The sequence below is a fragment of the Variovorax sp. Varisp46 genome (assembly GCF_059491885.1).
On record NZ_CP168515.1, the window covers coordinates 5,876,041 to 5,902,245 of the forward strand.

11 protein-coding genes, 1 tRNA gene and 1 pseudogene are annotated in these 26,205 nt (G+C 63.7%); 12 read left to right on the forward strand and 1 reads right to left on the reverse strand.

The window, feature by feature from the left end:
• The first annotated feature begins 32 nt into the window (after positions 1–32).
• The 12 genes and pseudogenes from rplL to hyoA all read left to right on the forward strand — a co-directional run bounded on the left by rplL (position 33) and on the right by hyoA (position 24,663).
• Entirely contained in the window at positions 33–407 is a 375-nt protein-coding gene (rplL, locus tag ACEN9N_RS27755; protein ID WP_007831060.1) for a 50S ribosomal protein L7/L12, read from the forward strand.
• Positions 408–703: 296 nt separating this feature from the next.
• Positions 704–4,828, forward strand: a complete 4,125-nt coding sequence (rpoB, locus tag ACEN9N_RS27760) for a DNA-directed RNA polymerase subunit beta (RefSeq protein WP_495655012.1) — start codon at positions 704–706, stop codon at positions 4,826–4,828.
• 21 nt (positions 4,829–4,849) lie between these two features.
• Positions 4,850–9,085, forward strand: a complete 4,236-nt coding sequence (gene rpoC / locus ACEN9N_RS27765) for a DNA-directed RNA polymerase subunit beta' (protein ID WP_007831062.1) — start codon at positions 4,850–4,852, stop codon at positions 9,083–9,085.
• 98 nt (positions 9,086–9,183) lie between these two features.
• On the forward strand, positions 9,184–9,792 hold the full coding sequence (locus tag ACEN9N_RS27770) for a LemA family protein (RefSeq protein WP_413314953.1): 609 nt from the start codon (positions 9,184–9,186) through the stop codon (positions 9,790–9,792).
• 130 nt (positions 9,793–9,922) lie between these two features.
• A complete protein-coding gene (gene rsmB / locus ACEN9N_RS27775) occupies positions 9,923–11,257 on the forward strand; it encodes a 16S rRNA (cytosine(967)-C(5))-methyltransferase RsmB (RefSeq protein ID WP_495655013.1) in 1,335 nt (444 codons plus the stop codon).
• A 52-nt stretch (positions 11,258–11,309) separates the two neighbouring features.
• Positions 11,310–11,876, forward strand: a complete 567-nt coding sequence (locus ACEN9N_RS27780; protein ID WP_007831065.1) for a DUF4390 domain-containing protein — start codon at positions 11,310–11,312, stop codon at positions 11,874–11,876.
• A complete protein-coding gene (locus ACEN9N_RS27785) occupies positions 11,873–14,203 on the forward strand; it encodes a sensor histidine kinase (protein WP_413314955.1) in 2,331 nt (776 codons plus the stop codon). The genes ACEN9N_RS27780 and ACEN9N_RS27785 overlap by 4 nt, the downstream gene beginning before the upstream one ends.
• 89 nt (positions 14,204–14,292) lie before the next feature.
• Positions 14,293–14,994, forward strand: a complete 702-nt coding sequence (locus ACEN9N_RS27790; protein ID WP_007831069.1) for a response regulator — start codon at positions 14,293–14,295, stop codon at positions 14,992–14,994.
• 24 nt (positions 14,995–15,018) lie between these two features.
• Positions 15,019–15,094: transfer RNA gene (locus ACEN9N_RS27795), tRNA-Phe, on the forward strand.
• A 534-nt stretch (positions 15,095–15,628) separates the two neighbouring features.
• Complete coding sequence (locus ACEN9N_RS27800) at positions 15,629–19,381, forward strand: hypothetical protein (protein WP_027730223.1); 3,753 nt, start codon at positions 15,629–15,631, stop codon at positions 19,379–19,381.
• Positions 19,382–19,866: 485 nt separating this feature from the next.
• Positions 19,867–20,340, forward strand: a pseudogene (locus ACEN9N_RS27805) (type I restriction endonuclease subunit R); the annotation flags it as partial.
• A gap of 15 nt (positions 20,341–20,355) precedes the next feature.
• Positions 20,356–24,663: an NACHT domain-containing antiphage protein HyoA gene (hyoA, locus tag ACEN9N_RS27810; protein WP_049809676.1), complete on the forward strand. Its 4,308-nt coding sequence runs from the start codon at positions 20,356–20,358 to the stop codon at positions 24,661–24,663.
• Between the two features lie 336 nt (positions 24,664–24,999).
• Here hyoA and ACEN9N_RS27815 read toward each other — a convergent pair whose 3' ends face one another.
• Complete coding sequence (locus ACEN9N_RS27815) at positions 25,000–26,088, reverse strand: NADH:flavin oxidoreductase (protein ID WP_026284327.1); 1,089 nt, start codon at positions 26,086–26,088, stop codon at positions 25,000–25,002.
• Positions 26,089–26,205: the final 117 nt, after the last annotated feature.

A 26,205-nucleotide genomic window follows, 5' to 3' on the forward strand; every position in this document is an offset into this window, starting at 1 on the left:
GAAACATTCAACCCAATTGTTAGGAAACAAAAATGGCATTCGATAAAGACGCATTTCTGACCGCACTCGACGCGATGACGGTCCTGGAACTCAACGACCTGGTGAAAGCCATCGAAGAGAAGTTCGGCGTGAGCGCCGCTGCAATGTCGGCTCCGGCCGCCGGTGGTGGCGCTGCCGCCGCTGTGGTCGAAGAGAAGACCGAATTCAATGTCGTGCTGGCCGATGTCGGCGCGAACAAGGTGTCGGTCATCAAGGCCGTGCGCGAAATCACCGGCCTGGGCCTCAAGGAAGCCAAGGACCTGGTGGAAGCCGCTCCCAAGGCTGTCAAGGAAGGCCTGTCGAAGGCTGACGCTGACGCTGCCAAGAAGAAGCTGGAAGAAGCCGGCGCCAAGGTGGAACTGAAGTAATTCAGACCCCCTAGAGGGCTGGAGGTGCTTGAAAAGGCCCTCCAGCCTTTGCCGCTTTCAGAGCGCACCCGAAAGTCGGCTTGATTGCCGGCTTCCCCGGAGATCTTCAGGTCGAAGGGAAAGTCAAAATCAAGCGGATTTTCGAGTGTCTTCTGACCCCGACTGCAGAAGATCCCTTGGTTCGGGCGATGTGCAACGCATCGCTGTCCGCCAACGGCTGGTAGTGGCCAGCCGCCAAGCAGTGGTGCCTCGGCACTGCTGACAAGTCGCTGAAGATCTCAAGCACCGGAGCTCTCATGGCCCAATCGTCCGCGTACAGTTACACCGAACGCAAGCGCATCCGAAAAAGTTTCGGCAATCGCGACAGCGTCGTCGAAATCCCCTACCTGCTGCAGATGCAGAAAGACGCGTACACCGCGTTCCTGCAAGCCGGCATTCCCCCGAAACAACGCACCGTCGAAGGCCTGCAGGCCGCGTTCGACGCCGCCTTCCCGATCGTCTCGCACAACGGTTTCGTCGAGATGAAGTTCCTCGAGTACAACCTGGCGAAGCCGGCGTTCGACGTGCGTGAATGCCAGACCCGTGGTCTGACCTTCGCCTCGGCCGTGCGCGCCAAGGTCCAGCTCATCATCTATGACCGGGAGTCGTCGACGTCGCAGTCGAAGGTGGTCAAGGAAGTGAAGGAGCAAGAGGTCTACATGGGCGAAGTTCCGCTCATGACCGACAAGGGTTCGTTCATCATCAACGGCACCGAGCGCGTGATCGTCTCGCAGCTGCACCGTTCGCCCGGCGTGTTCTTCGAACACGACAAGGGCAAGACGCACAGCTCGGGCAAGCTGCTGTTCTCGGCCCGCGTGATTCCCTACCGCGGTTCGTGGCTCGACTTCGAGTTCGACCCGAAGGACATGCTGTACTTCCGCGTGGACCGTCGCCGCAAGATGCCGGTCACGATCCTGCTGAAGGCCATCGGCCTGAACCCGGAATCGATCCTCGCGAACTTCTTCGTGAACGACAACTTCCGCCTGATGGACAGCGGCGCGCAGATGGAGTTCGTCTCAGAGCGCCTGCGCGGCGAAGTCGCGCGCTTCGACATCACCGACAAGTCGGGCAAGGTCGTGGTCGCCAAGGACAAGCGCGTCACCGCGCGCCACACGCGTGAGCTTGAGCAGGGCGGCACCACGCACATCAGCGTGCCGGAAGACTTCCTGGTCGGCCGCGTGATCGCCCGCAACATCGTCGACGCCGACTCCGGCGAAATCCTGGCCAAGGCCAACGACGAGCTGACCGAAGCGCTGCTGAAGAAGCTGCGCACCGCCGGCGTGCAAGACGTTCAGGTGATCTACACCAACGAACTCGACCAGGGCGCGTACATCTCGCAAACCCTGCGCATCGACGAAACGGTGGACGAATTCGCAGCCCGCGTGGCCATCTACCGCATGATGCGCCCCGGCGAGCCGCCGACGGAAGACGCCGTGCAAGCGCTGTTCCAGCGCCTGTTCTACAACCCGGACACGTACGACCTGTCGCGCGTCGGCCGCATGAAGTTCAACGCCAAGGTCGGCCGCGACGAGTCGACCGGCCCGATGGTGCTGACCAACGAGGACATCCTGGCCGTGGTCAAGATCCTCGTGGACCTGCGCAACGGCAACGGCGAAGTCGACGACATCGACCACCTGGGCAACCGCCGCGTGCGTTGCGTCGGCGAACTGGCCGAGAACCAGTACCGCACCGGCCTGGCACGTATCGAAAAGGCCGTGAAGGAACGTCTGGGTCAAGCGGAACAAGAGCCGCTGATGCCGCACGACCTGATCAACAGCAAGCCGATCTCGGCCGCGCTGAAGGAATTCTTCGGTGCGTCGCAGCTGTCGCAGTTCATGGACCAGACGAACCCGCTGTCCGAAATCACCCACAAGCGCCGCGTGTCGGCCCTTGGCCCGGGCGGTCTGACGCGTGAACGTGCAGGCTTCGAAGTGCGCGACGTGCACGTGACCCATTACGGCCGCGTGTGCCCGATCGAAACGCCTGAAGGCCCGAACATCGGCCTGATCAACTCGCTGGCCCTGTACGCCCGCCTGAACGAATACGGCTTCATCGAGACGCCGTACCGCCGCGTGGTGGACAGCAAGGTCACCCACGAGATCGACTACCTGTCGGCCATCGAGGAAGGCAAGTACGTCATCGCCCAGGCCAACGCGGCCCTGGACAAGGACGGCGTGCTGACCGGCGACCTGGTCTCCGCGCGTGAAGCCGGCGAATCGATCCTGGTCGGTGCCGAGCGCATCCAGTACATGGACGTGTCGCCCGCGCAGATCGTGTCGGTGGCCGCATCGCTCGTGCCGTTCCTGGAGCACGACGACGCGAACCGCGCGTTGATGGGCGCCAACATGCAGCGTCAGGCCGTGCCCGTGCTGCGGCCCGAGAAGCCGATGGTCGGTACCGGCATCGAGCGCGTCTCCGCGGTCGACTCGGGCACCGTGGTCACGGCCACCCGTGGCGGTATCGTCGACTACGTCGATGCGACCCGTGTCGTGGTGCGCGTGAACGACGCCGAAGCGGCTGCCGGTGAAGTCGGTGTGGACATCTACAACCTGATCAAGTATCAGCGTTCGAACCAGAACACCAACATTCATCAGCGTCCGATCGTCAAGCGCGGCGACAAGATCGCCAAGGGCGACGTGGTGGCCGACGGCGCATCGACCGACCTCGGCGAACTGGCCCTCGGCCAGAACATGCTGATCGCGTTCATGCCGTGGAACGGCTACAACTTCGAAGACTCGATCCTGATCTCGGAACGCGTCGTTGCAGAAGACCGCTATACCTCGATCCACATCGAGGAACTGGTGGTGATGGCTCGCGACACGAAGCTGGGCGCTGAAGAAATCACGCGCGACATCCCGAACCTGGCCGAGCAGCAGCTCAACCGCCTCGACGAATCCGGCATCATCTATGTCGGCGCCGAAGTGCAGCCGGGCGACACGCTGGTGGGCAAGGTCACGCCGAAGGGTGAGACCACGCTGACGCCTGAAGAGAAGCTGCTGCGCGCCATCTTCGGCGAGAAGGCTTCCGACGTGAAGGACACCTCGCTGCGTGTGGACCAGGGCTCGCAAGGCACCGTGATCGATGTGCAGGTCTTCACCCGCGAAGGCATCACGCGCGACAAGCGCGCCCAGCAGATCATCGACGATGAACTCAAGCGCTTCCGCCTCGACCTGAACGACCAGCTTCGCATCGTCGAAGCCGACGCGTTCGACCGTATCGAGAAGCTGCTGACCGGCAAGGTCGCCAACGGCGGCCCGAACAAGCTGGCCAAGGGCACCAAGCTCGACAAGGCCTACCTGTCGTCGGTCGAGAAGTTCCACTGGTTCGACATCCGCCCGGCGGAAGACGAAGTGGCCACGCAGCTCGAGTCGATCAAGAACTCGCTGGAGCAGACGCGCCACAGCTTCGACCTCGCGTTCGAAGAAAAGCGCAAGAAGCTCACGCAGGGCGACGAGCTGCCCGCGGGCGTGCTCAAGATGGTCAAGGTCTACCTGGCCGTCAAGCGCCGCCTGCAACCCGGCGACAAGATGGCCGGCCGCCACGGCAACAAGGGTGTGGTGTCCAAGATCGTTCCGGTCGAAGACATGCCCCACATGGCCGACGGCACGCCGTGCGACATCTGCCTGAACCCGCTGGGCGTGCCTTCGCGGATGAACGTGGGCCAGGTGTTGGAAGTGCACCTGGGCTGGGCCGGCAAGGGCATTGGCCAGCGCATCGGTGACCTGCTGCAGCAGGAGGCCAAGGTGGCCGAGCTGCGCAAGTTCATGGAGCAGCTGTACAACGGCTCGGGCCGCCAGGAAAACATCAGCTCGCTGAACGACACCGAACTGCTCGAAATGGCAGCGAACCTGCAGAACGGCGCGACCTTCGCGACGCCTGTGTTCGACGGTGCTTCGGAAGAAGAAATCCGCGGCATGCTGAAGCTCGCCTACCCGGACGACATCGCCAAGCTCAAGGGCCTGACCGATACGCGCACGCAGGCGTACCTGTTCGACGGCCGCACCGGCGACCAGTTCGAACGCCCCGTCACCGTCGGCTACATGCACTTCCTGAAGCTGCACCACCTGGTGGACGACAAGATGCACGCCCGTTCGACCGGCCCGTACTCGCTCGTCACGCAGCAACCGCTGGGCGGCAAGGCGCAGTTCGGCGGCCAGCGTTTCGGGGAAATGGAAGTGTGGGCGCTGGAAGCTTACGGCGCCGCCTACGTCCTGCAGGAAATGCTGACCGTGAAGTCCGACGACGTGCAAGGCCGTACCAAGGTGTACGAAAGCATCGTCAAGGGCGAGCACTCGATCGAAGCCGGCATGCCGGAATCGTTCAACGTGCTGGTCAAGGAAATCCGTTCGCTGGGGCTCGACATCGAGCTTGAGCGTTCTTAAGTTGAAAAGGGAAAGAGTCTTATGAAATCGCTACTCGACCTGTTCAAGCAATTCACGCCCGATGAGCATTTCGATGCCATCAAGATCGGCATGGCTTCGCCCGAGAAGATCCGCTCGTGGTCTTTCGGCGAAGTGAAGAAGCCAGAGACGATCAACTACCGCACGTTCAAGCCCGAGCGCGACGGCCTGTTCTGCGCCAAGATCTTCGGCCCCATCAAGGACTACGAGTGCCTGTGCGGCAAGTACAAGCGCCTGAAGCACCGCGGCGTGATCTGCGAGAAGTGCGGCGTCGAAGTCACGCAGACCAAGGTGCGTCGCGAGCGCATGGGTCACATCGACCTGGCCGCGCCCTGCGCCCACATCTGGTTCCTGAAGTCGCTGCCGTCGCGTCTGGGCCTCGTGCTCGACATGACGCTGCGCGACATCGAACGCGTGCTGTACTTCGAAGCCTACGTGATCACCGACCCTGGCATGACCCCGCTGAAGAAGTTCGGCATCATGTCCGAGGACGACTACGACGCGAAGCGCAAGGAATACGGCGACGAGTTCGTCGCCAAGATGGGCGCCGAAGGCATCAAGGACCTGCTCGAGGGCATCGAACTCGACAGCGAGATCGAACGCCTGCGCGGCGACCTGACCGGCTCCGAAGTCAAGGTCAAGAAGAACTCCAAGCGCCTGAAGGTGCTGGAAGCCTTCCGCAAGTCGGGCATCAAGCCCGAGTGGATGGTGCTCGACGTGCTGCCCGTGCTGCCGCCGGACCTGCGTCCGCTGGTGCCGCTGGACGGCGGCCGCTTCGCGACCTCCGACCTGAACGACCTGTACCGCCGCGTCATCAACCGCAATTCGCGCCTGCGCCGCCTGCTGGAGCTGAAGGCTCCGGAAATCATCGCGCGCAACGAAAAGCGGATGCTGCAGGAAGCTGTCGACTCGCTGCTCGACAACGGCCGCCGCGGCAAGGCCATGACGGGCGCCAACAAGCGCGCGCTGAAGTCGCTGGCCGACATGATCAAGGGCAAGAGCGGCCGCTTCCGCCAGAATCTGCTGGGCAAGCGCGTCGACTACTCGGGCCGTTCGGTCATCGTGGTGGGCCCGACGCTCAAGCTGCACCAGTGCGGCCTGCCGAAGCTGATGGCGCTCGAGCTGTTCAAGCCCTTCATCTTCTCGCGCCTCGAGGCCATGGGCATCGCGACGACGATCAAGGCTGCCAAGAAGGAAGTCGAATCGGGCACGCCGGTGGTCTGGGACATCCTGGAAGAGGTCATCAAGGAGCACCCGGTCATGCTGAACCGCGCTCCGACGCTGCACCGCCTGGGCATCCAGGCGTTCGAGCCGATCCTGATCGAAGGCAAGGCCATCCAGCTGCACCCGCTCGTTTGCGCAGCCTTCAACGCCGACTTCGACGGCGACCAGATGGCTGTCCACGTGCCGCTGTCGGTGGAAGCGCAGATGGAAGCCCGCACGCTGATGCTGGCCTCCAACAACGTGCTGTTCCCGGCTTCGGGCGAACCGTCGATCGTTCCTTCGCAGGACGTGGTGCTGGGTCTGTACTACACGACCCGCGACCGCATCAACGGCAAGGGCGAGGGCCTGATCTTCTCCGACATCGGTGAAGTGCAGCGTGCGCTCGACGCCAACGAAGTCGAACTCACCGCCAAGGTGGCAGTGCGCATCACGGAGTACACCAAGGACAAGGAAACCGGCGTCTTCACGCCGTCGACCTCGCTCGTGGACACCACCGTGGGCCGCGCACTGCTGTCCGAGATCCTGCCGAAGGGCCTGCCGTTCTCGAACATCAACAAGGCGCTGAAGAAGAAGGAAATCTCCAAGCTCATCAACGTCTCGTTCCGCAAGTGCGGCCTGAAAGAGACCGTCGTGTTCGCCGACAAGCTGCTGCAGAACGGCTTCCGCCTGGCGACCAAGGCCGGCATCTCGATCGCGATCGACGACATGCTGGTGCCCGCTGAAAAGCACGGCATCATCGAACGCTCGGCCAAGGAAGTGAAGGAGATCGAACAGCAGTACGTCTCCGGTCTCGTGACCTCCGGCGAGCGCTACAACAAGGTGGTGGACATCTGGGGCAAGGCCGGCGACGAAGTGTCGAAGGTCATGATGGCCAAGCTCTCGAAGCAGAAGGTCATCGACCGCCACGGCAAGGAAGTCGAGCAGGAGTCGTTCAACTCCATCTACATGATGGCCGACTCGGGCGCCCGCGGTTCCGCAGCGCAGATTCGCCAGGTGGCCGGTATGCGGGGCCTGATGGCCAAGCCGGACGGCTCGATCATCGAGACGCCCATTACCGCGAACTTCCGCGAAGGCCTGAACGTGCTGGAGTACTTCATCTCCACCCACGGTGCCCGTAAGGGTCTGGCCGACACGGCGCTGAAGACGGCGAACTCGGGTTACCTGACCCGTCGTCTGGTCGACGTGACGCAGGATCTGGTCGTGACCGAGCAGGACTGCGGCACGCACGGCGGCTACCTGATGCGCGCGATCGTCGAAGGCGGTGAAGTGATCGAATCGCTGCGCGACCGTATCCTCGGCCGCTCGGCTGCGGACGACGTGCTGCACCCGGAAAACCGTTCGGTGCTGCTCAAGGCCGGCGAGATGTTCGACGAAGACAACATCGAAGTCCTGGAAGCCCAGGGCGTCGACGAAGTCAAGGTCCGCACCGCGCTGACCTGCGAAACCCGCTTCGGCATCTGCGCGACCTGCTACGGACGCGACCTGGGCCGCGGCGGCCTGATCAACATCGGCGAAGCCGTCGGTGTGATCGCTGCCCAGTCCATCGGCGAACCCGGCACGCAGCTGACGATGCGTACCTTCCACATCGGTGGCGCCGCTTCGCGCGCTGCCATCGCTTCGAGCGTGGAAGCCAAGTCGAACGGCTCGATCGGCTTCAATGCCACGATGCGCTACGTGACCAACAGCAAGGGCGAGCTGGTCGTGATTTCGCGTTCGGGCGAGATCGTCATCCATGACGAGCACGGCCGTGAGCGCGAACGTCACAAGGTGCCGTACGGCGCCACGCTGACGGTCAAGGCCGACCAGCAGATCAAGGCCGGCCACGTGCTCGCCAACTGGGACCCGCTGACCCGTCCGATCATCACGGAATTCGCCGGCAAGACGCAGTTCGAAAACGTCGAGGAAGGCCTCACGGTTGCGAAGCAAGTGGACGAAGTGACCGGTCTGTCGACCCTGGTCGTGATCGATCCGAAGCGCCGCGGCGCTGCCAAGGTCGTTCGCCCGCAGGTGAAGCTGATCGATGCGCAAGGCCAGGAAGTGAAGATCCCCGGCACCGATCACTCGGTGACGATCGGCTTCCCGATCGGCGCGCTGGTGCAGATCCGCGACGGCCAGGACGTGGGCCCCGGCGAAGTGCTGGCGCGTATTCCGGTCGAAGGCCAGAAGACCCGCGACATCACCGGCGGTCTGCCGCGCGTCGCCGAGCTGTTCGAAGCCCGTTCGCCTAAGGACAAGGGCATGCTGGCCGAAATGACCGGTACCGTGTCGTTCGGCAAGGAAACCAAGGGCAAGATCCGCCTGCAGATCACCGATCCGGAAGGCACGGTCTGGGAAGACCTCGTGCCGAAGGAAAAGAACATCCTGGTGCACGAAGGCCAGGTGGTGAACAAGGGCGAAAGCGTGGTCGACGGCCCGGCGGACCCGCAGGACATCCTGCGCCTGCTGGGTTCGGAAGAACTCGCGCGCTACATCGTGGACGAAGTGCAGGACGTGTACCGTTTGCAGGGTGTGAAGATCAACGACAAGCACATCGAGGTGATCGTTCGCCAGATGCTGCGCCGCGTCGTGGTCGACAACATCGGCGAGACCGGCTACATCTCCGGCGAACAGGTCGAACGCAGCGAAATGCTCAACACCAACGACGCCCTGCGCGCCGAAGGCAAGATCCCCGCGACGTTCACCAACCTGCTGCTCGGTATCACGAAGGCATCGCTGTCGACCGACTCGTTCATCTCGGCCGCGTCGTTCCAGGAAACGACGCGCGTGCTGACCGAAGCCGCGATCATGGGCAAGCGCGACGAGCTGCGCGGCCTGAAGGAAAACGTCATCGTCGGCCGCCTGATTCCCGCAGGCACCGGCATGGCGTACCACCAGGCCCGCAAGGTCAAGGACGCCATGGACGAAGCCGAGCGCCGCGCCATCGCCGAATCGGAAGCTGCCGAACTGGCAGGCTCCGCCGACAGCGATGCGACGACCAGTACGGCGGACGCCAGCGAAGGCGCTGCGACCGAATAACTGGGTAGCATCACCGGCCATGACCGGTACACACGCCCCCCGACCGCCCCCGGTTGGGGGGCGTTTTTCTTTGTGTTTTCCATGAGGCGTTGTCGTCGATGAGCGTGTTGCCCGAATCGCTGGCCAGCTGGATCGTCATTGCGATCCTGTTGTTCTGGTTTGTCGGTGCCTACAACCGGCTGGTGCGTTTGCGCGCGGCTGTGTTGCAGGCCTACGGCCTGCTCGACGCGGCCCTGGGCAAGCAGCTGGATTTCGTGCAGGCCAGCATCACCGCCGCGCCAGCGCCAGAAGCAGCGCCAACGGGGGAGTCGCTGTCGTCCATCGCGCCATTGCAGGCCGCGACGACCCAACTCGCGACCTTGCTCGGTGCGACCCGGCTGCACCCGTTGGACAGCGGCGGCATGGCCGCGCTGGCCACTGCGCTCCAGGTGTGGGCCAATGCATGGCGCCGCCAGCACCCGGACGAGGTGACGGTGTTCGATGCCGACGGCACGCTGTCGCGGCCGGCGCAACTGCAGCCTGGGGCCGAGGCCATGTCGCCCAGCGCCAGCGAGCCGATCGCGTGGCCCGAGCCTTCGGCCGCGGCGGAGATCGCTCGGGGCCAGTTCAATCAGGCGGTGGGGCACTACAACGCCGCGATCGCGCAATTCCCGGCACTGCTGGTGGCATGGGCCGTGCGTCTGCGTCCGGCTGCGCCGTTGCTCTGAACGAACCCGGCGCGATTCTTTTCCATCTTTTCATTGCGGGGCGCCCGGCTTTCCGGGCGCCCGTTACCATCGTCCCAACTTGTCAGAACTACCTTCCGATCCTTCCTCGAGCAGCAGCGGCACGCCGTCATTGCAGCCCCCGCTCTGGCGCCAACTGCAACTGACCGCAGCGGCGCTGGCGTCGATCCGCGCCGGCACCTCGGGTTCCGTCGCGTTCGAAGCCGTCGAGCCCGCGCTGCGGCCCGGCGTGCAGGCGCTCGGCTTCCAGGTGCTGCGATGGCTCGGCCGCGCCGAAGCGCTGCGCCGCCACCTGGCCAAGCGCACGCCGCCGCCCCTGCCCGATGCATTGCTGTGCACCGCGCTGGCGCTGGCCTGGGACGCCGAGCGCGCGCCCTACGAACCGTTCACGCTGGTCGACCAGGCCGTCGAGGCCGCCAAGCGCAACCCCGCGACGCGGGCGCAGGCGAGCTTCATCAACGCCTGCCTGCGGCGCTTCCTGCGCGAGCGCGACGAACTGGTGGCCGCCACCGACTCCGAGCCGGTCGCGCAATGGAACCACCCTCGCTGGTGGATCGAGCGCCTCAAGCGCGACCATCCGCGCGAGTGGCAACGGGTGCTGGGCGCAGACAACGCGCAGGCGCCGATGACGCTGCGGGTCAATGTTCAGAAGTCGACCGCGGCTTCCTATCTTGTGGAGCTGGAGGCCGCCGGTCTCGGCGCGACGCGCGTGGGTCCCAGCGGCCTGCAACTGACGCGTGCACGCCCCGTGCAGCAACTGCCCGGCTTTGCCGACGGTGCCTGCTCGGTGCAGGATGCCGCTGCGCAGATGGCCGCGCCGCTGCTGCTCGAAGGCCTGTTGCCGGCGAAGCCCGGTGCCGCAGTGCCGCTGCGGGTGCTCGATGCCTGCGCGGCTCCCGGCGGCAAGACCGCGCACCTGCTCGAAATGGCGGCTCCCGGCGCCATCGACGTGACCGCGCTCGAAGTCGATGCCGCCCGCAGCCGCCGCATCGACGAAACCCTCGCCCGCCTCGGACTGAGCGCCAAGGTGCTCGTGGCCGACGCGGGGCGTCCGGCGCAGTGGTGGGACGGCACGCCTTTCGACGCCATCCTGCTCGATGCGCCATGCACCGCCTCGGGCATCGTGCGGCGCCATCCCGACGTTCGCTGGCTGCGCCGCGAGAGCGACACCGCCCAGCTCGCCGCCCAGCAGGCCGCGTTGCTGGCCGCGCTCTGGCCGCTGGTGCGGCGCGGCGGCCGGCTCCTTTACTGCACCTGCTCCGTGTTTCGCGAAGAGGGTTCGCAACAAATTGATGCGTTTCTTGTACACAACACCGACGCCCGATTGCTGCCATCGCCAGGCCATTTGCTGCCCCAAAGCGGGTCGAATGCCCGCGGCGTCCCGGACAATCCCTCTGGTGACCACGACGGTTTCTTCTACGCCCTGCTTGAAAAGCGCCCGCACTGAGCGGCGCTGGCCGGTCTGGCTGCCCATCCTGTTCTGGGCCTGGGCGATGTGCATGGCCTGGCTGCCGGCTCCGGCGGCCGCCCAGGCCCGCACCGGCGCGTCGATCACGCAGATGCGCCTCGAACAGGCCGACGACGGCGTTTATTTCAGCGCTGCGGTGCAGTTCGAACTGCCCTCGCTGGTGGAGGAGGTGCTCGACAAGGGCATCGCCATCTATTTCGTGGCCGAGGCCGAGCTCTACCAGGAGCGCTGGTACTGGACCGACCGAAAGGTCGCCCAGGTCACGCGCCACATGCGGCTGGCCTACCAGCCCCTCACGCGCCGCTGGCGCCTCAACGTGTCGGCAGCGCCGATGACGGGCGCGGCCGGCCTGGGCATCTCGCTGAACCAGAACTTCGACACGCTGGCCGATGCGCTCGACGCCATCAAGCGCGTCGGCCGCCTGCGGTTGGCCGACGTGTCGGAGGTCGGCGACGATCCGCTGCACCAGGTCACCTTCCGCTTCCGGCTCGACACCTCGCAGCTGCCGCGCCCGTTCCAGATCGGCGTGGTCGGGCAGGCCGACTGGAACATCGCCACCGAGCGCACGGCCCGGCTCGCAATGGAGAAGCAGAAGTGAGCATTTCCGGGCGCAGCGGCGCAGCGGCCACGCCGGCCGCGCGCCGCGCGCGGGCCACGCGCTGGGCCATTGGCGTCGGTGCCGCGCTGGTCACGGCCATCGGCCTGGTGCTGATGTTCCTGCTGGCGCAGGCCACCAACAACCGCGCGCTGTACGAGCGCTACTACGTGCGCCTGTTCGGCATCAACGTCGTGGTGGCGGTGCTGCTGGTGCTGGTGATCGGCTGGGTCGCCTTCCGTTTGCTGCGGCGGCTGCGGCAAGGCAAGTTCGGCAGCCGGCTGCTCATCAAGCTGGCGGCCATCTTCGCGCTGGTGGGCGTGGTGCCCGGGGCGCTGGTCTACGTGGTGTCCTATCAGTTCGTTGCGCGCTCGATCGAGAGCTGGTTCGACGTCAAGGTCGAAGGTGCGCTCGATGCCGGCCTGAACCTCGGGCGCGCCACGCTCGATTCGCTGTCCGACGATCTCGCCGCCAAGACGCGCGGCGCCAGCGCACAGCTGGCGCAGGTGCCCGACACGAGCGCGGGCCTGGTGCTCGAACGCATCCGCGACCAGCTCGAGGCCACCGACGTGATCCTCTGGACCGGTTCCGGGCAACTGGTGGCCAGCGCCGGCAGCTCCCGTTTCCAGCTCAGCCCCGAGCGTCCGACCCCCCAGCAGTTCCGCCAGGTCCGACCGGAGCGCGCCGTCGCGCACGTCGAGGGTCTGGACGAAACCGCCCCACCGGGCGCGACCCCGCCGGTGGCGAGCGTGCGCGCGCTAGCCATGGTGCAGAGGCCGGGCTTCGACTTCGACACCGCGCCCCGGTATCTGCAAGTCACGCGGCCGCTGCCGCCGGCCGTGGTCGCCAACGCGCTGGCCGTGCAGGAGGCCAACCGCGAATACCAGGAGCGGGCGCTCGCTCGCGAGGGCCTGCGCCGCATGTATATCGGCACGCTCACGCTGAGCCTGTTCCTCGCCGTGTTCGGTGCGGTGCTGCTGGCCGTGCTGTTCGGCAACCAGCTCGCGCGGCCGCTGCTCGTGCTGGCCGACGGTGTGCGCCAGGTGGCCGCCGGCGACCTGCGGCCCACCGCGGTGCTTCAGGGCAAGGACGAACTGGGCGGCCTCACGCGCTCGTTCGCCGTCATGACCCAGCAGCTGGCCGATGCCCGCGGCGCCGTCGAGAAGACCGTGGGCGAGCTCGATGCCGCGCGCGCCAACCTGCAGACCATTCTCGACAACCTGACCTCCGGCGTGATCGTGCTCGACGCCAAGGGCACCGTGCTCTCGACGAACCCAGGCGCGACCCGTGTGCTGCGCGCGCCGCTCGCGGCCTACGAAGGTCGGGCACTCGTCGACGTGCCGGGCCTGGCCGACTTCGGCGCCAAGGTGCAGCAGCAATTCGAGGACTTTCTCGTCGAGCGCGTGCAGCACGGCCTCGACCACTGGCAACACGCCTTCGAACTGCACGCTTCCGGCACCGACCTGCCGCAGCAGGACGGCGCCATCAACATCGTCGCGCGCGGCGCGGAACTGCCCGGCGCCGCACGGCTGCTGGTGTTCGACGACATCTCCGAGATCGTCTCGGCCCAGCGCGCGCAGGCCTGGGGCGAGGTCGCGCGCCGGCTGGCACATGAAATCAAGAACCCGCTCACGCCGATCCAGCTCTCGGCCGAGCGGCTGGAGATGAAACTGTCGGGCAAGGTCCAGCCGCCCGAACAGGCCGTGCTCGTGAAGTCGGTGAAGACCATCGTCGACCAGGTCGATGCGATGAAGCGGCTGGTGAACGAATTCCGCGACTACGCGCGACTGCCCGCCGCCGACCTCAAGCCGGTGGATCTCAACGCCTTGCTGGCCGACGTGCTCCAGCTCTACAGCGCGGAGAACCTGCCGATCACGCTGCGCTCCGAACTCGACGAGCGCTGCCCGCCCATTCGCGGCGATGCGCAGCAGATCCGCCAAGTGATACACAACCTGTTGCAGAACGCGCAGGACGCCGCCGAGGCTGCCGCCAGCGGGACCGGCAGGGCGGGCGAGGTCGTGGTGCGCACGCGGCTCGGAGATTCGGGTCAGCGCGTGCGCCTGACCGTGCAGGACAGCGGCCCTGGTTTTGCCGAGAACATCCTGAAGCGCGCGTTCGAACCCTACGTCACCACGAAAACAAAAGGTACCGGTTTGGGCCTTGCGGTCGTCAAGAAAATCGCCGACGAGCATGGCGCGCGCATCGAGCTTTCCAACCGTGTCGTCGACGGGGCTGTAGCAGGGGCGCAAGTCTCGCTATCATTCGCGCTGGCAAGCGGGCCGCGGGCAGCGGCCGCTCACACCGAAGATTCAAAGTCTTCCGCCGCCTGAGCCGCACGAATATCCGTCGCACAGGCGACGGATGGGCCCGCGGACCCTACACACATTGCAGACACCAGCGCAAACAACAAGCAGCACTCATGGCAAACATTCTCGTGGTCGATGACGAGCTGGGCATCCGGGACCTGCTCTTCGAAATTCTCAATGACGAAGGCCACAACGTGGAGCTCGCGGAAAACGCCGCCGAGGCGCGCGCTGCGCGCCAGCGCGCGCGGCCCGACCTCGTTCTGCTCGACATCTGGATGCCCGACACCGACGGCGTCACCTTGCTCAAGGAGTGGTCCACCGCCGGCCTGCTGAGCATGCCCGTCATCATGATGAGCGGCCACGCCACCATCGACACCGCGGTCGACGCCACGCGCATCGGCGCGTTCGCCTTCCTCGAGAAGCCCATCACCATGCAGAAGCTGCTCAAGGCGGTGGAGCAGGGCCTGGCGCGCGAGAGCGCGCGCCGCGCCGCTGCAGGCGTGGTGCCCGCGCCCGTCGCCGGCAGCCAGGCAGCCGCCATCACGACGACGGGCGACAGCCTGCTGATGGCCTCGCTGGCTTCCGTGCCGGTGGCCGACGCCGGCCCGCAGTCGACGCAGAGCTTCGATCTCGACCGCCCGCTGCGCGACGCGCGCGACGGTTTCGAGAAGGCGTACTTCGAGTTCCACCTCGCGATGGAGAATGGTTCGATGACCCGCGTCGCCGAGAAAACCGGCCTCGAACGCACCCATCTCTATCGAAAGCTCAAACAACTTGGTGTGGATCTTTCAAGAGGGCGCAGAAGCGCTGTATAATTTAGGGCTGCACTCAAATGCAATGGCCCGGTAGCTCAGTTGGTAGAGCAGCGGATTGAAAATCCGCGTGTCGGTGGTTCGATTCCGCCCCAGGCCACCAACATTACTTTCGCGGTTGTCCGCGTAAGTCCAAAAGCCCTAAGTAAATCAACTACTTAGGGCTTTTTTCATTGCGCTTGCTTCCGCATCTGTCCGGGTGCTTCCGAGGCATTGTGCAGTAACAGTGCCAGTAACCGCGCCTGCAGGCCAAGAGACGTGTGAAAGTTACTGCAGCATGCCAGCCAATTATTCACGCACCCGTTTACCCAGAGCACTCAAGTGAACCTAGGGCCGTTGGTTCACACGGAAGCCTGACCGTTGTTGACCCGAACATATTGGCTGCCAGCCAAGTCTTTCCGTACACCTACCGGATGTAGCTCCACAGTCAGCTTGAGACTGAATGCGGTCGCTCTCCCCGAAGGGCGTCAGTGACAGCTTTCCGTGCAAGCGATCACTGGGGACATGTTTCCGGCTCCCTTCGCCAGTCCCCTCGACAGAGCTGAATGCTTTCGGTGGCCGAGTTCACCTTCAGAGGGGGTAGGCGGGCGCTGCTGGGTCGGCCGGGCAAAATGGAAGCTCTCAAAGGACAAGATGCATGAAGTGGATCACCGCGTTCGACTTGGGCACGTGGGCAGCACGCACGACCTCCAAGGCCCTGTTCCCTGAACTGATCGCGGACCTGATCCGCGCGTCGGTCGATGACATCGGGGCCTTCCGTTTCCCGAATGGCGAGAAAGGCTACATCCGTGGATTCGACGGCGTCCTCCAGACAGACGCTGGCGCCAAACCATTCGTGCCGAAGGGCCGATCCATCTGGGAGTTCGGGCTCGATGCGGACGTCTCGGGCAAAGCCGACGGCGACTACAAGAAGCGCACCAACGAGGTGTCGGCCGAAGAGCGCAAGGACACGACGCTGGTGCTCGTGACTGCGCATAGCTGGGACAAGCCGAAGCTGAAGCTGCCGACGTGGCTCAAGAAGAAGCACGACCTCAACGAGTGGGCCGCTGTTGAACTCATCGATGGAGTTCAGTTGGAGCACTGGCTTGCAGACCACCCGGGCGTCGGCGCCTGGTGGGCTCGCGAAGTCCTGTCGCTGATGCCCAGGCACGGCGCCCGCAGCATCGACGAGTACTGGGGCGAGTTCTCCAACCGCTACATGCCCGCCCTGACGGAACAGGTCCTCCTGTGCGCGCGCCAGGCTCAGGCGGAGAAGTTGGTGAATGCGCTGATTGCGGGGGAAGCGAAGCTGCGCCTGACCGCTGACTCGCCGGACGAGGTCATCGCGTTCGCGGTGGCCGCGATCCGCAACGCCGAGGCACAGAAGCGGCTGTACCTGGAGTCGCGAACCCTCGTGGTCGATACTTCAGAAGCCATCGATCAGTTGGTCAGCATGAAGGATCTCATGTTTCTGCCGCGGGGTGCGGCGCGTAATCGGGCTGGCCAGTTGGCGACGACGGGGCCGACTGTGATCAGCGCTGGCGCAGACGAAGATCGCAAGAGCTTCGATGTGCTGGAACGCCCCTCGACGCATGCGCTCGGGCAGGCGCTGGTCTCGATGTTCCCTGCGCAGGAAGATGCGATGGACCGCGCCAGGAGGTGCGGCCGAAGTCTCGCGGTCCTGGCGCGCCAGATTCCGAGCAGCGCGGCCGAGAACCCGGCCTGGCTTCTTAAGGCCCGCGACCTAGTCCCGGCGTTGCTCGCCGGCGGCTGGGACGCAGCCAGTGAGCCGGACAAGGCTGTGCTCCAGGCGCTCGGGCGTCAGAAGGACTACGACGCGGTGGAAGAGCCATTCCGCGACCTGAGGGTGTCCGTGGACCCGCCGATCGACCGGGTAGACACCGTGTGGCGCATGCGCGCACCCGTCGACGCCTTCACTTACCTTGGGAAGCGCCTTGGCCAAGCCGATCTGAATGCTTTTGCTGCTGCCGCCAGGGAGGTGTTCGGACGCGTCGTCGAGCCGCCCAAGGCCTCGGACCTGTTTCGGCTGGACAAGAAGCCGGAAGAGATCCACAGCTCGTGGTTGCGTGAAGGCCTGGCCACGACCCTTCTGCTGATCGCGGCGCTGGGCGAGGAGGTCGGCCTGGTGATCCCGCATTCCACGCCTAAGCGCTTCGTGGATGGCATCGTCAGCAGCTTGCCCGGGCTCGGCACGGACTGGCGCGTGGTCGCGAGCTTGCGGGACAACTTAACCTTTCTCGCAGAGGGCTCACCTGATGCTTTTTTGAGCGCCCTTGAGCACCTGCTCGAGGGCGGCCCCAATGAAGTCGACCCGCTGTTTGCTGAATCGGACGACGTCTTCGCGCCGACCAGCCCGCATGTATTCGTGCTGTTTGCGCTCGAAGTGCTGGCTTGGGATCCGGCGTACCTGCTTCGCGTCTGCAAGGTGCTCGCCCGTCTTTCCGCCTTCGACCCGGGTTTGAAAATGGAGAACCGGCCGGTCAACACGCTGCGGTCGATCTTCCTGTGTTGGGCGCCGAACACCAACGCTCCATCGAAACAGCGTGACGGTGTGCTGACCACGATCATCGGAGAGTTTCCTGAGCTTGCGTGGGAGTTGCTGGTCAAGTTGCTTCCGAGGCACCATGACCACTCCGTTCCGAACCAGCGGCCGCTCTTTCGTGAGGCCGGCGGGTCGAATGTGGAGGAACTGACTTACGGCATCGTCTGGGGCAGTCAGGATCAAGTCGTGCGGTTAGCGCTCGATCAGGTGATGGGCGAACCCGCTCGCATGATTACGCTGATTGACAAAATGGGCCAGGTGCAGGAGGGCTCGTTTAATTCGATTTTGAACGCAACTGCCGATTTCCTAGCGGCGGCACCTGCTGCTGCGCAATACGAAGTGTGGAAGGCGCTTCGACATGAGGCGAATCGCAACCGCACTTACCAGAGCATGGATTGGGCGCTCAAAGGCGAAGCGATCGCCAAGGTAGACGCAGTCGTACAGCGGTTTGAGCCGAAAGACCCTCTGCTGCTCCATTCGAATCTCTTCGACGACTGGATGCCACACCTCCCCGGCGTGGCAGATGACGACACTGAGAGTGTTGACAGGGCGCGCGCACAGGCTATCAAAGCGATCCTTGGATCCGGTGGCGTTGACGCCATCGTTGAACTGGCCCGACGCGTGAAGGTTCCTCATCTCATCGTCCCAGCATTGGAAAGTGCCAATCTGGGTGAAGCGGACAGCAGGACGTTCGTGCTCGCCGCCGTTCGTGTCGGCACGCCCGATCTCATCGGGTTGGCGTCGTCGGTTTCGGCGTGGATGTTTGCCAAAAACAAAAAGGCTTGGAGTGAAGCCCTGGCTGAACTGGCCGGTGCCAACGGATGGTCTGCGGAGACGTTGGCGGGCATGTTTTTACAACTTCCAGATGGCGCGGCATCGTGGGCTCTCGTAGACGATTTCGGCGAGGAGGTCAGTAAGTTCTACTGGGAGACGAAACACCCGTTTGCGATCAAGGGCAGCACAGAGGAGCTCGCAGTTGCGTTGAAGCGCTACATAGCCGAGGGCAGGGCAATCGGAGCGATGGCGGCAGGGCACGGTCGATTGGCCGAAGTGGACTCGCCCACATTGTTCCGCATGCTTGACGAGGCCGTTGCCCAGATCAACGCAGCACTTTCCGCGAACGGCACAATGACCACCTACTACGTAGAGGCAGTGTTCAAGGCCCTGGAAGGACGCTTAGATGCCTCTGACGAGGAGATTGCCAAGCGGGAGTATGCGTACCTGCCGATGTTCGATCGCCGGAAGGAGCCGCTGAAACTGCACCAGCTCATTGTTCAACGTCCGGAATTGTTCTTGGATTTCATCAAGGTGGTGTTCAAGCCCGCGACGGGTGAGGCGCCGCAAATGGACGACGCCAAGCGTCTTCACGCGACGGCAGCGTACCGACTGCTGAGCGGCATTTCTATTGTGCCGGGCCAGTCAGGCAGCGAAGTCGACGAGAAAGCCGTTGTAGAGTGGTGTCTTGCTGTCCAGAAACTCGCCGCTGAAGCAGATCGAGTGCGGATCACGGAGCAGTACATCGGCCACGTTCTTGCCCATGCGCCGAACGACGCATCGGACAAGGGGTGGCCGCACCGCGCGGTGCGAACGGCCATTGAGCGGCTAGTCAGCGACGATGTTGAGAGCGGCATCCTTGTGGAACGGCACAACATGCGTGGCGCTTTCAGCAAGGCGATTGGCGAAGGAGGCGGGCAGGAAAGGACGTTCGCAGAGCAAGCGAAGAAGTGGGCAGAGATCGCTGCCGGCTATCCGCGGACTTCGGCAATGCTGTTCAATCTGGCGAAGAGCTGGGAGAAGAGCGCTGAGGGTGAAGACATCCGTGCGGCGAAGGACCGGCTCCGGAATTGACTGTTCGAATCAGGCGGCGCTATCAACCGGGTAATGCGCTTCGAGTGATCGAGGTCGAAGCCATCAATCCGCTGGTAGTTGGTCTACTGCGCGGTTGTCGTCGCGATGGATCATTCTTGCCGGGAATGTCTGCTGTGCGCCGCGTAGCTGGCACTGGGCACGAAGACGCAATAGACCGCAATCGCAGCACAGCTGTCCTTCGCGTACGCACGCTTCAGACTGGTTGCGGACGTTGGTCAACCGCGAGTCGAGCGACTGCTTCTGTGCTACTCGCCGTCCTTTCTGTGCCGTGCTGGCTAGCTTGCTGGACCTGCTTGAGGAGATGTGAGGCTGTGTCCTCACTAGCAAGGTTCCAGCGCCCGCGCTTCGGAAAGTGCAGGGGGCCTTTTAGGTGTAAGCGAGCTCGAACGCATGGGAGCGGAAAGCTGACACAGCCGCTTTCTCGTTCCGTTCAGGCAGAATGCCTATGACCCGGTGGAGGGGCCGTGAATAATAAGGCTCAGTCTGAAATCGACATCTGCGACAAGTTCATTCGCCCGGCCATTGAAGCGGCCGGATGGGAGGGCTCATCGCAGATCTACCGCGAGTACGCCCTGCGGGCGGGCCAGGTCGTCGTCCGCGGGCGCAAGGCTTGGCGGGACGATTCGACGGTTCTTCGCGCGGACTACGCGCTCTTTTTCAAGACCGAAATCCCATTGGCCGTCGTCCAAGCTAAGGACAACAACCACGCCATGGGCGCCGGGATGGCTCAAGCCATCAATTACGCCCAACTGCTCGACGTGCCGTTTAGCTTCGCCAGCAACGGTGACGGCTTCGTATTCCGCGACGCGACACTGTCCGATGGCGTGCTCGAGCGCAACCTGACCCTCGACGAGTTCCCGTCGCCAGCTGCTTTGTGGGCGCGCTACTGCGCCTGGAAGAGCTGGACGCGCGACATTCGCAGAGTCACCGAGCACGACTAGCCGTCAATCAAGATGAATCGCACGTTCAAAGACTTGAGAACGCCCTCCGACAAAGACGATGCGTTCGAGCTTTCCTGGGGTGAGCGCTTCGACGAATCCGGCGTCAGCTGGGACGATCTGCTGAAGTCTCAACGCATTCTCATGGTGTCAGAGGCCGGTGCCGGCAAGACCTATGAGTGCGAGTCAAAGGCGAGAGAACTCTTCGCTCACGGCGAGCCTGCGTTCTTCCTGTCGCTCGAGAGCGTTGCATCGACAGGCGTTGTCGCTACCCTCTTCGGCGACGACCTGACGCGATTTACCGACTGGTTGGCATCCTCGTCACAGGTTGCCTACTTCTTCCTCGACTCGATCGATGAGCTCCAACTCGTTCATCGGTCGTTCAAGGATGCTCTACGCCGATTTGCGTACGACATCCGTGGGGCGTTGGGACGGGCGACCGTGGTGGTCACCGCTCGACCAGTACCCATTGATCGCCGAGCGTTCAAGGAGATCTTGCCTGTACAGGCCGCAGTAGGGGTAGTCGACTCAGAAGATGAGTTCATCCGCATTGCGATGGATGGACCTAGCAAGAGCAAAGACGACGCGCCGCCTTCTCACCGCGAGGTTGAGCTGCTGCCGCTCACGGGGCCACAAATCATCGAGTTCGCTCGTGCTCGTGGCGTCGCGAACCCTGATGTCCTGCTTCAGGCAATTGACGCCAAGCATGCTCGAGAGTTTGCGTGCAAGCCGCAAGACATGATCGAGCTGTGCGATGACTGGCGCGAACACGGGCGAATCCGCGCGCACCTCGATCAGATTCAGACCCATGTGCGTGCCAGGCTCACCGCGCGCCCGGATCGGCGCGAGAGGGCAGACCTCTCGCCTGAAATGGCACGAACGGGCGCGCAGCGGCTCGCGCTCGCGGTGATTCTGAGCCGGCGTCTGACTGTGCGTTACAGCGCGGGGTCGGATGGTGACGCGACGGGTGGCGCGCCGATTGACCCGCGTTCGCTGCTTCCTGATTGGAGCGCCAACGAAGTGACTGCTCTCCTGGAGCGCCCCATCTTTGTGGAGGGCGGATACGGTCGCGTCCGCTTCCACCATCGGTCGGTTATGGAGTTCTTGGCCGCATGCCAGATCCATGACTTGATTCAGGCCGGGCTCCTCGCCCAGTCAGCGGCCGCTCGTCTCTTGTTCGGGCTTACGCCGACGAACCAGACAATTCTCAAGCCCTCGATGAGACCCATCGCCGGCTGGCTCGCATTGCTTCGATCGGACATGTTCGAGAGGATCGTCAAGCTTGAGCCTGATGCGCTGTTGACTCAGGCCGACCCTGAATCGCTGACGGATCTCCAGCGCGAGCGTGCGTTGCTTGGGTTTGTCGAACGATACGGCCGGGGCCAGTGGCGTGGCCTCGAAGTGCCGAATCTGCAGGTTGCACGACTTGCGCAGCTGGGGTTGACCAGCACTGTGCTCGCCGCATGGGGCAAGGGCGTCGAGTCTCCCGAAGTCCGAGAGCTGCTTCTCAGGCTGGTGAGCGCCGGTCGGATGCTGGGATGTGCTGACTTTGTCGCAGGCGTAGCGGCCGACCTAACCTGCAGCGATCGCGAGAGATTCGAAGCGCTCATGGCCCTCGCGGCATTGGGCGATGCGCGCCTCGGACCGATGATTGATGGCATCGTGACTCTTTCTTCGGGCTGGACGGAGCGCCTTGCCCGCTGGGTCGGGACCATGCTGTACCCGGAGCACGTCACTGAAGCGCAGTTGGTTCAACTCCTCGCCAGGGTTCGTAGTGATTCCAAGCGAAGCGGCGAATACGCAGACAGCGTCGCCCGGGTGATTCAGAAGGCCGACATAAGCCGAAGCCGCCTTGAGGCCCTTCTGCCCGATGTACTGGCAATAGCGCGTGGCGGTCTGGCCGTTGTGGACGAGGAGTTACGCGACGCCGACGGGCGACTGGAGATGACGAGCATCTTGCGCGCGCTGTGTCTCCGGTTGCTTGAAATCGGCAGTGTGAGCGAGACCCTGATCGGGGCGTCGGTGCTGGCCTTGAGGTCTACTGACGCTGCATATGGCCTCAGGAAAGGCAAAACGGAGCTGCGAGCGCTTCTTGACGGGCTGCCTGTCGAGTGGCGACCGCGTGTCCTCTTGGCTGATCTGGCTTGCGTCGAAGCCCTTGGTAGCGACCGCAGTGCCAGATACCGATTGGGTCGGATCGTGTACGAGGGAGCACTGAATTACGCATTGGATCGCGACGGCCATTGGGTACAGGCGGCGCTGGCTGACAAAAAGACTCCTGCCGATCGTCGGTCGGTGCTGCTTCACTTGGCCGTGCACCTCAATGCGAACGAACGGGGTTTCGAAGACCGCGCGGAGGCCCTTCGTCAGGCGGTGGGTGACTCAGCCTCGCTGGTGGACGAGCTCGGTTCGAGCATCGAAGCGAGCAAGCCCAACGCCGAGTTCCTGAAGATGCAGGAGGAGCAGCGCAAGCGCCAGGAGCGGCAGGCCAGGAAACGTGCTGACGAAAGGGAGGCTTGGATTCAGATCCGGGGCGAACTTGCTGACCAGCCGGCGTTGGCGCTGGGACCCGGTCGAATGAACACCACGATCTGGAATCTGTGGCTGGTCTTGCGCAAGTTGGACCGCAACGGAAACGAGGGTAGATGGGATCGCGCCTTCCTGGTCTCCCACTTCGGCCGCGACGTAACGGACAGACTGAGGCTTGCCTTGATGGCCTATTGGCGCAGCATGCGCCCGACGGTTCGATGTGAGCGTCGACTCGGAGAGGAGAACACCTATCTCGTGGTGTGGTCGATCGGCCTCATGGGTATCTACGCAGAAGCGGAGGATCCTATCTGGGCGACAAAGCTGAGTTGTGGAGAAGCTGAACTCGCAACTCGTTATGCCTTGCTGGAGCCGAACGGCCTGCCGAGTTGGATTGGCAGCCTTGCGGGGGCGCACCCCGCGGAGGTAGAGACAGTCATCGGCACCGAGTTCCTCGATGAATTGCTCGACCCGGGTGGCGAGACGGTTTGGCACTCAACGGTGCTGCAGTCCTTGGGGACCGGCACGCGGGACGAAGCCCAGGTACTTCTGCCTCGTCTCGTTGGCTGGCTCGCATGCTCGGGCTCGGCCCTCATGCAGTTTCCGCATTCGCCGTCGAATGAACAGAAGCTGTCCCAGGTTGTACGCGTGCTGTTGGCGCACGCCGGCCCCGAAATCAAAGGGCCCATGGAGGAACTGGCCGCCGAACAGGTGCAGGCCGCCGGAACCGGCCTGTACTTGCTGTTTTGGCTGCCTGTCCTTTTCTCGCTCGCGCCGATGCGCGGTGCGGAGAGCATGCTTGCGGTCTTGGCGACACTCCCCGTAGAGCCGAAGGGGGAAGCCGTTCGCATCATCGGTTCACTATTCAATGACCGGACTGGCTTTGGCACAACTGATTGGGCCACCAAGCTGGCGCCTGCCGCCTTGCTTCGTCTGACGATTGAGTTTCATCGGCACGTGAGATCGGAAGACGATCTCGTTCACGACTCCGTCTATTCGCCCGGGGCGCGCGACTTTGCCGAGGACGGGCGTCGGTTCATCTTCGAGGCATTGATAAAGGCGAGCGGACCCGAGGCTTTCAGCGCAAAGGTGGCTCTGGCTGCCGACCCGCTCTTCGCGCGCTTGCGAGATCGCATTGCAGCATTGGCTCATGAGCGCCTTGCTGCTGAGATCGACTCCAGCGCTTGGACACCAACGGAGGTGGCCACTCTCCTGTCCCGCAAGGAGCTTTCGCCCAAGACTGCGACGGACATGGCCCAGTTGTTGGTCGATCGGCTGGACGACCTTCAAGAACTGTTGCTCAAAGACACAGGACCACGTGCCGGCTGGGCGTCGATCGACGACGAGAACACGCTGCGGCCCTTGATTGCACGCGAATTGGAAGTTGCATCGCGGGAAGCCTACACCGTTGATCAGGAGGCTGTGACCGCTGATGGCAAGGAGACCGACATCCGCCTGCGGGCGGTATCAGGCTACCAGGCCACCATCGAATTGAAGGTTGGGGAGAAGGGTCGTTCCGCCAGAGAGCTGTGTGAAACGATCCCGGAGCAGTTAGTAAAGAAGTACATGGCCCACCGCGAGGCACGCACGGGTTGCTTGATCGTCACGGTGGCAGATCCGGCGAGGCGCTGGCAGCACCCGGAAACGGGAGCTCGCATCGACCGAGTGGAACTGCAGGCTTTGCTTCAGGCGTGTGCGGATGCCGAGCAGCGACGACTTGGCGGGGAGGCGAGGGTGCTCGCTCGAGTTCTTGACCTAGTCCCGCGTTTGTCTACGGAGCAAAAGCGTAAGGCGTGATTCTTCGGGAGGCCTTCGTGGAGCACCGACAGACAAGGGCAGTGGACCGGTCGTTCGGATCAGCTGGTGAGAACGACCGCATCCGCTGCGTACCTGCCGGTTGCAGGGACGAGCTGCCGACCTGGCGCAGCATGTTCCTACCGTTTGCGGTGCGTTCTCAGCCGCCGATAAGGGGGTATTGACGTGCCTTTGGTTATCGTCAGTTGTTTCCTCGGCCCCGAGTTTCGGCGTTGCTCCGGCCTGCGTTCTTCGATGGTCGTAATAGTACGGCGATCGCGCGGACAACCCGCCTCCTTGTGCTGGGAGCGAGTCGGGGACCGGGTATTCGTCCGCCCCCTATCGCGAACCGTGCAAGACGAAGGTCTGCCATCCCCGCATATGGTCGATGAAGCGTTCGCTCAACCCACGCTCGCGCAAGTACTCGGCAGGCACTGGAAGCCTTGGACTGTCGTACGTCGGGTTGGCCTTGACCTGCAGAGGAAAGTCCCGCTGAAGAATGCCAGCGCGGGCAATCAGCACGAAGTCGCAGCCCTCGTCCAGCAACTCGCCGGCACGCTTGGCACTCATGATCTTGCCGGCTGTCCCCAGGCGAACTCCCTTACGAGGCAATTCGGTGAAGAGGCTAAGCATCGTCTTGCCACGGAATGGCCCTTCTCTGACGACCTGCGCAGAGTCCCACAAGGCCAGGTCGAGGTAGTCGATCAACTCGCGATCAAAGATATATGCGGTGACCTCGCGCAGTTCCTCCAGGCGCAACCCGTACCGCTCGATCGACAGTCGCCAACCAATCTGAAAATCAGGGCCGCATTCCCGGCGGATGCCTTCGATCACCTCCAGGGTCAGGCGCGCCCGGTTCTCGAGGCTCCCGCCGTATTTGTCCTTGCGATCGTTCAGGAAGGGCGACATGAACTCCGAAAGGATCCAACCGAATGCGCCATGCACCGCGACGCCGTCGAACCCTGCCAGTTGCGCCCTTTTCGCGGCGGCGATAAAGCTGTCGCGGATCCGCTCCACCACTTCGGTCGAGATCGCCTGAATGCCCGGCAAAGTGTCACTGGAAGCAGGAGCTGGAATGCCCCCCAGCAGCGGGTTGGCACGGTGGCCCGCGTGGTGCAGCTGAACCGCCGAGAGGCCACCGCCGCTCCGAATGGTTGTGGCCATCCGGGTAAGGCCTGGCAGGTGTTCATCGCTGTGGATTCCCAACTGCCGCGCAAACGCAATGCCGCCCGCTTCCACGGTCGTGGCACAAGTCTGGATCAACGCGTAGCCACCTTGAGACAGCTGCTCCATCCAGAAATGGTCGTACACGGAGGCAGTGCCGTCGAGCTCGCTTTGCTGGTTGGTCAGCGGCGCCAGCATGAAGCGATTCCTCATCGCCGGGCCGTGCAGGAGAGTGAGCGGTTTGAAGAGATCGGAAACAGACACAGGAAAGCTCCAAAAATTGGTTAGAAATACAGATCGGGATCGGGCGGCGACCGTTGACCAGCCGCACCCGAACTAGGACTGCGTCCGCGGCGGATGCAATCGCTCGAACGCGCAGCT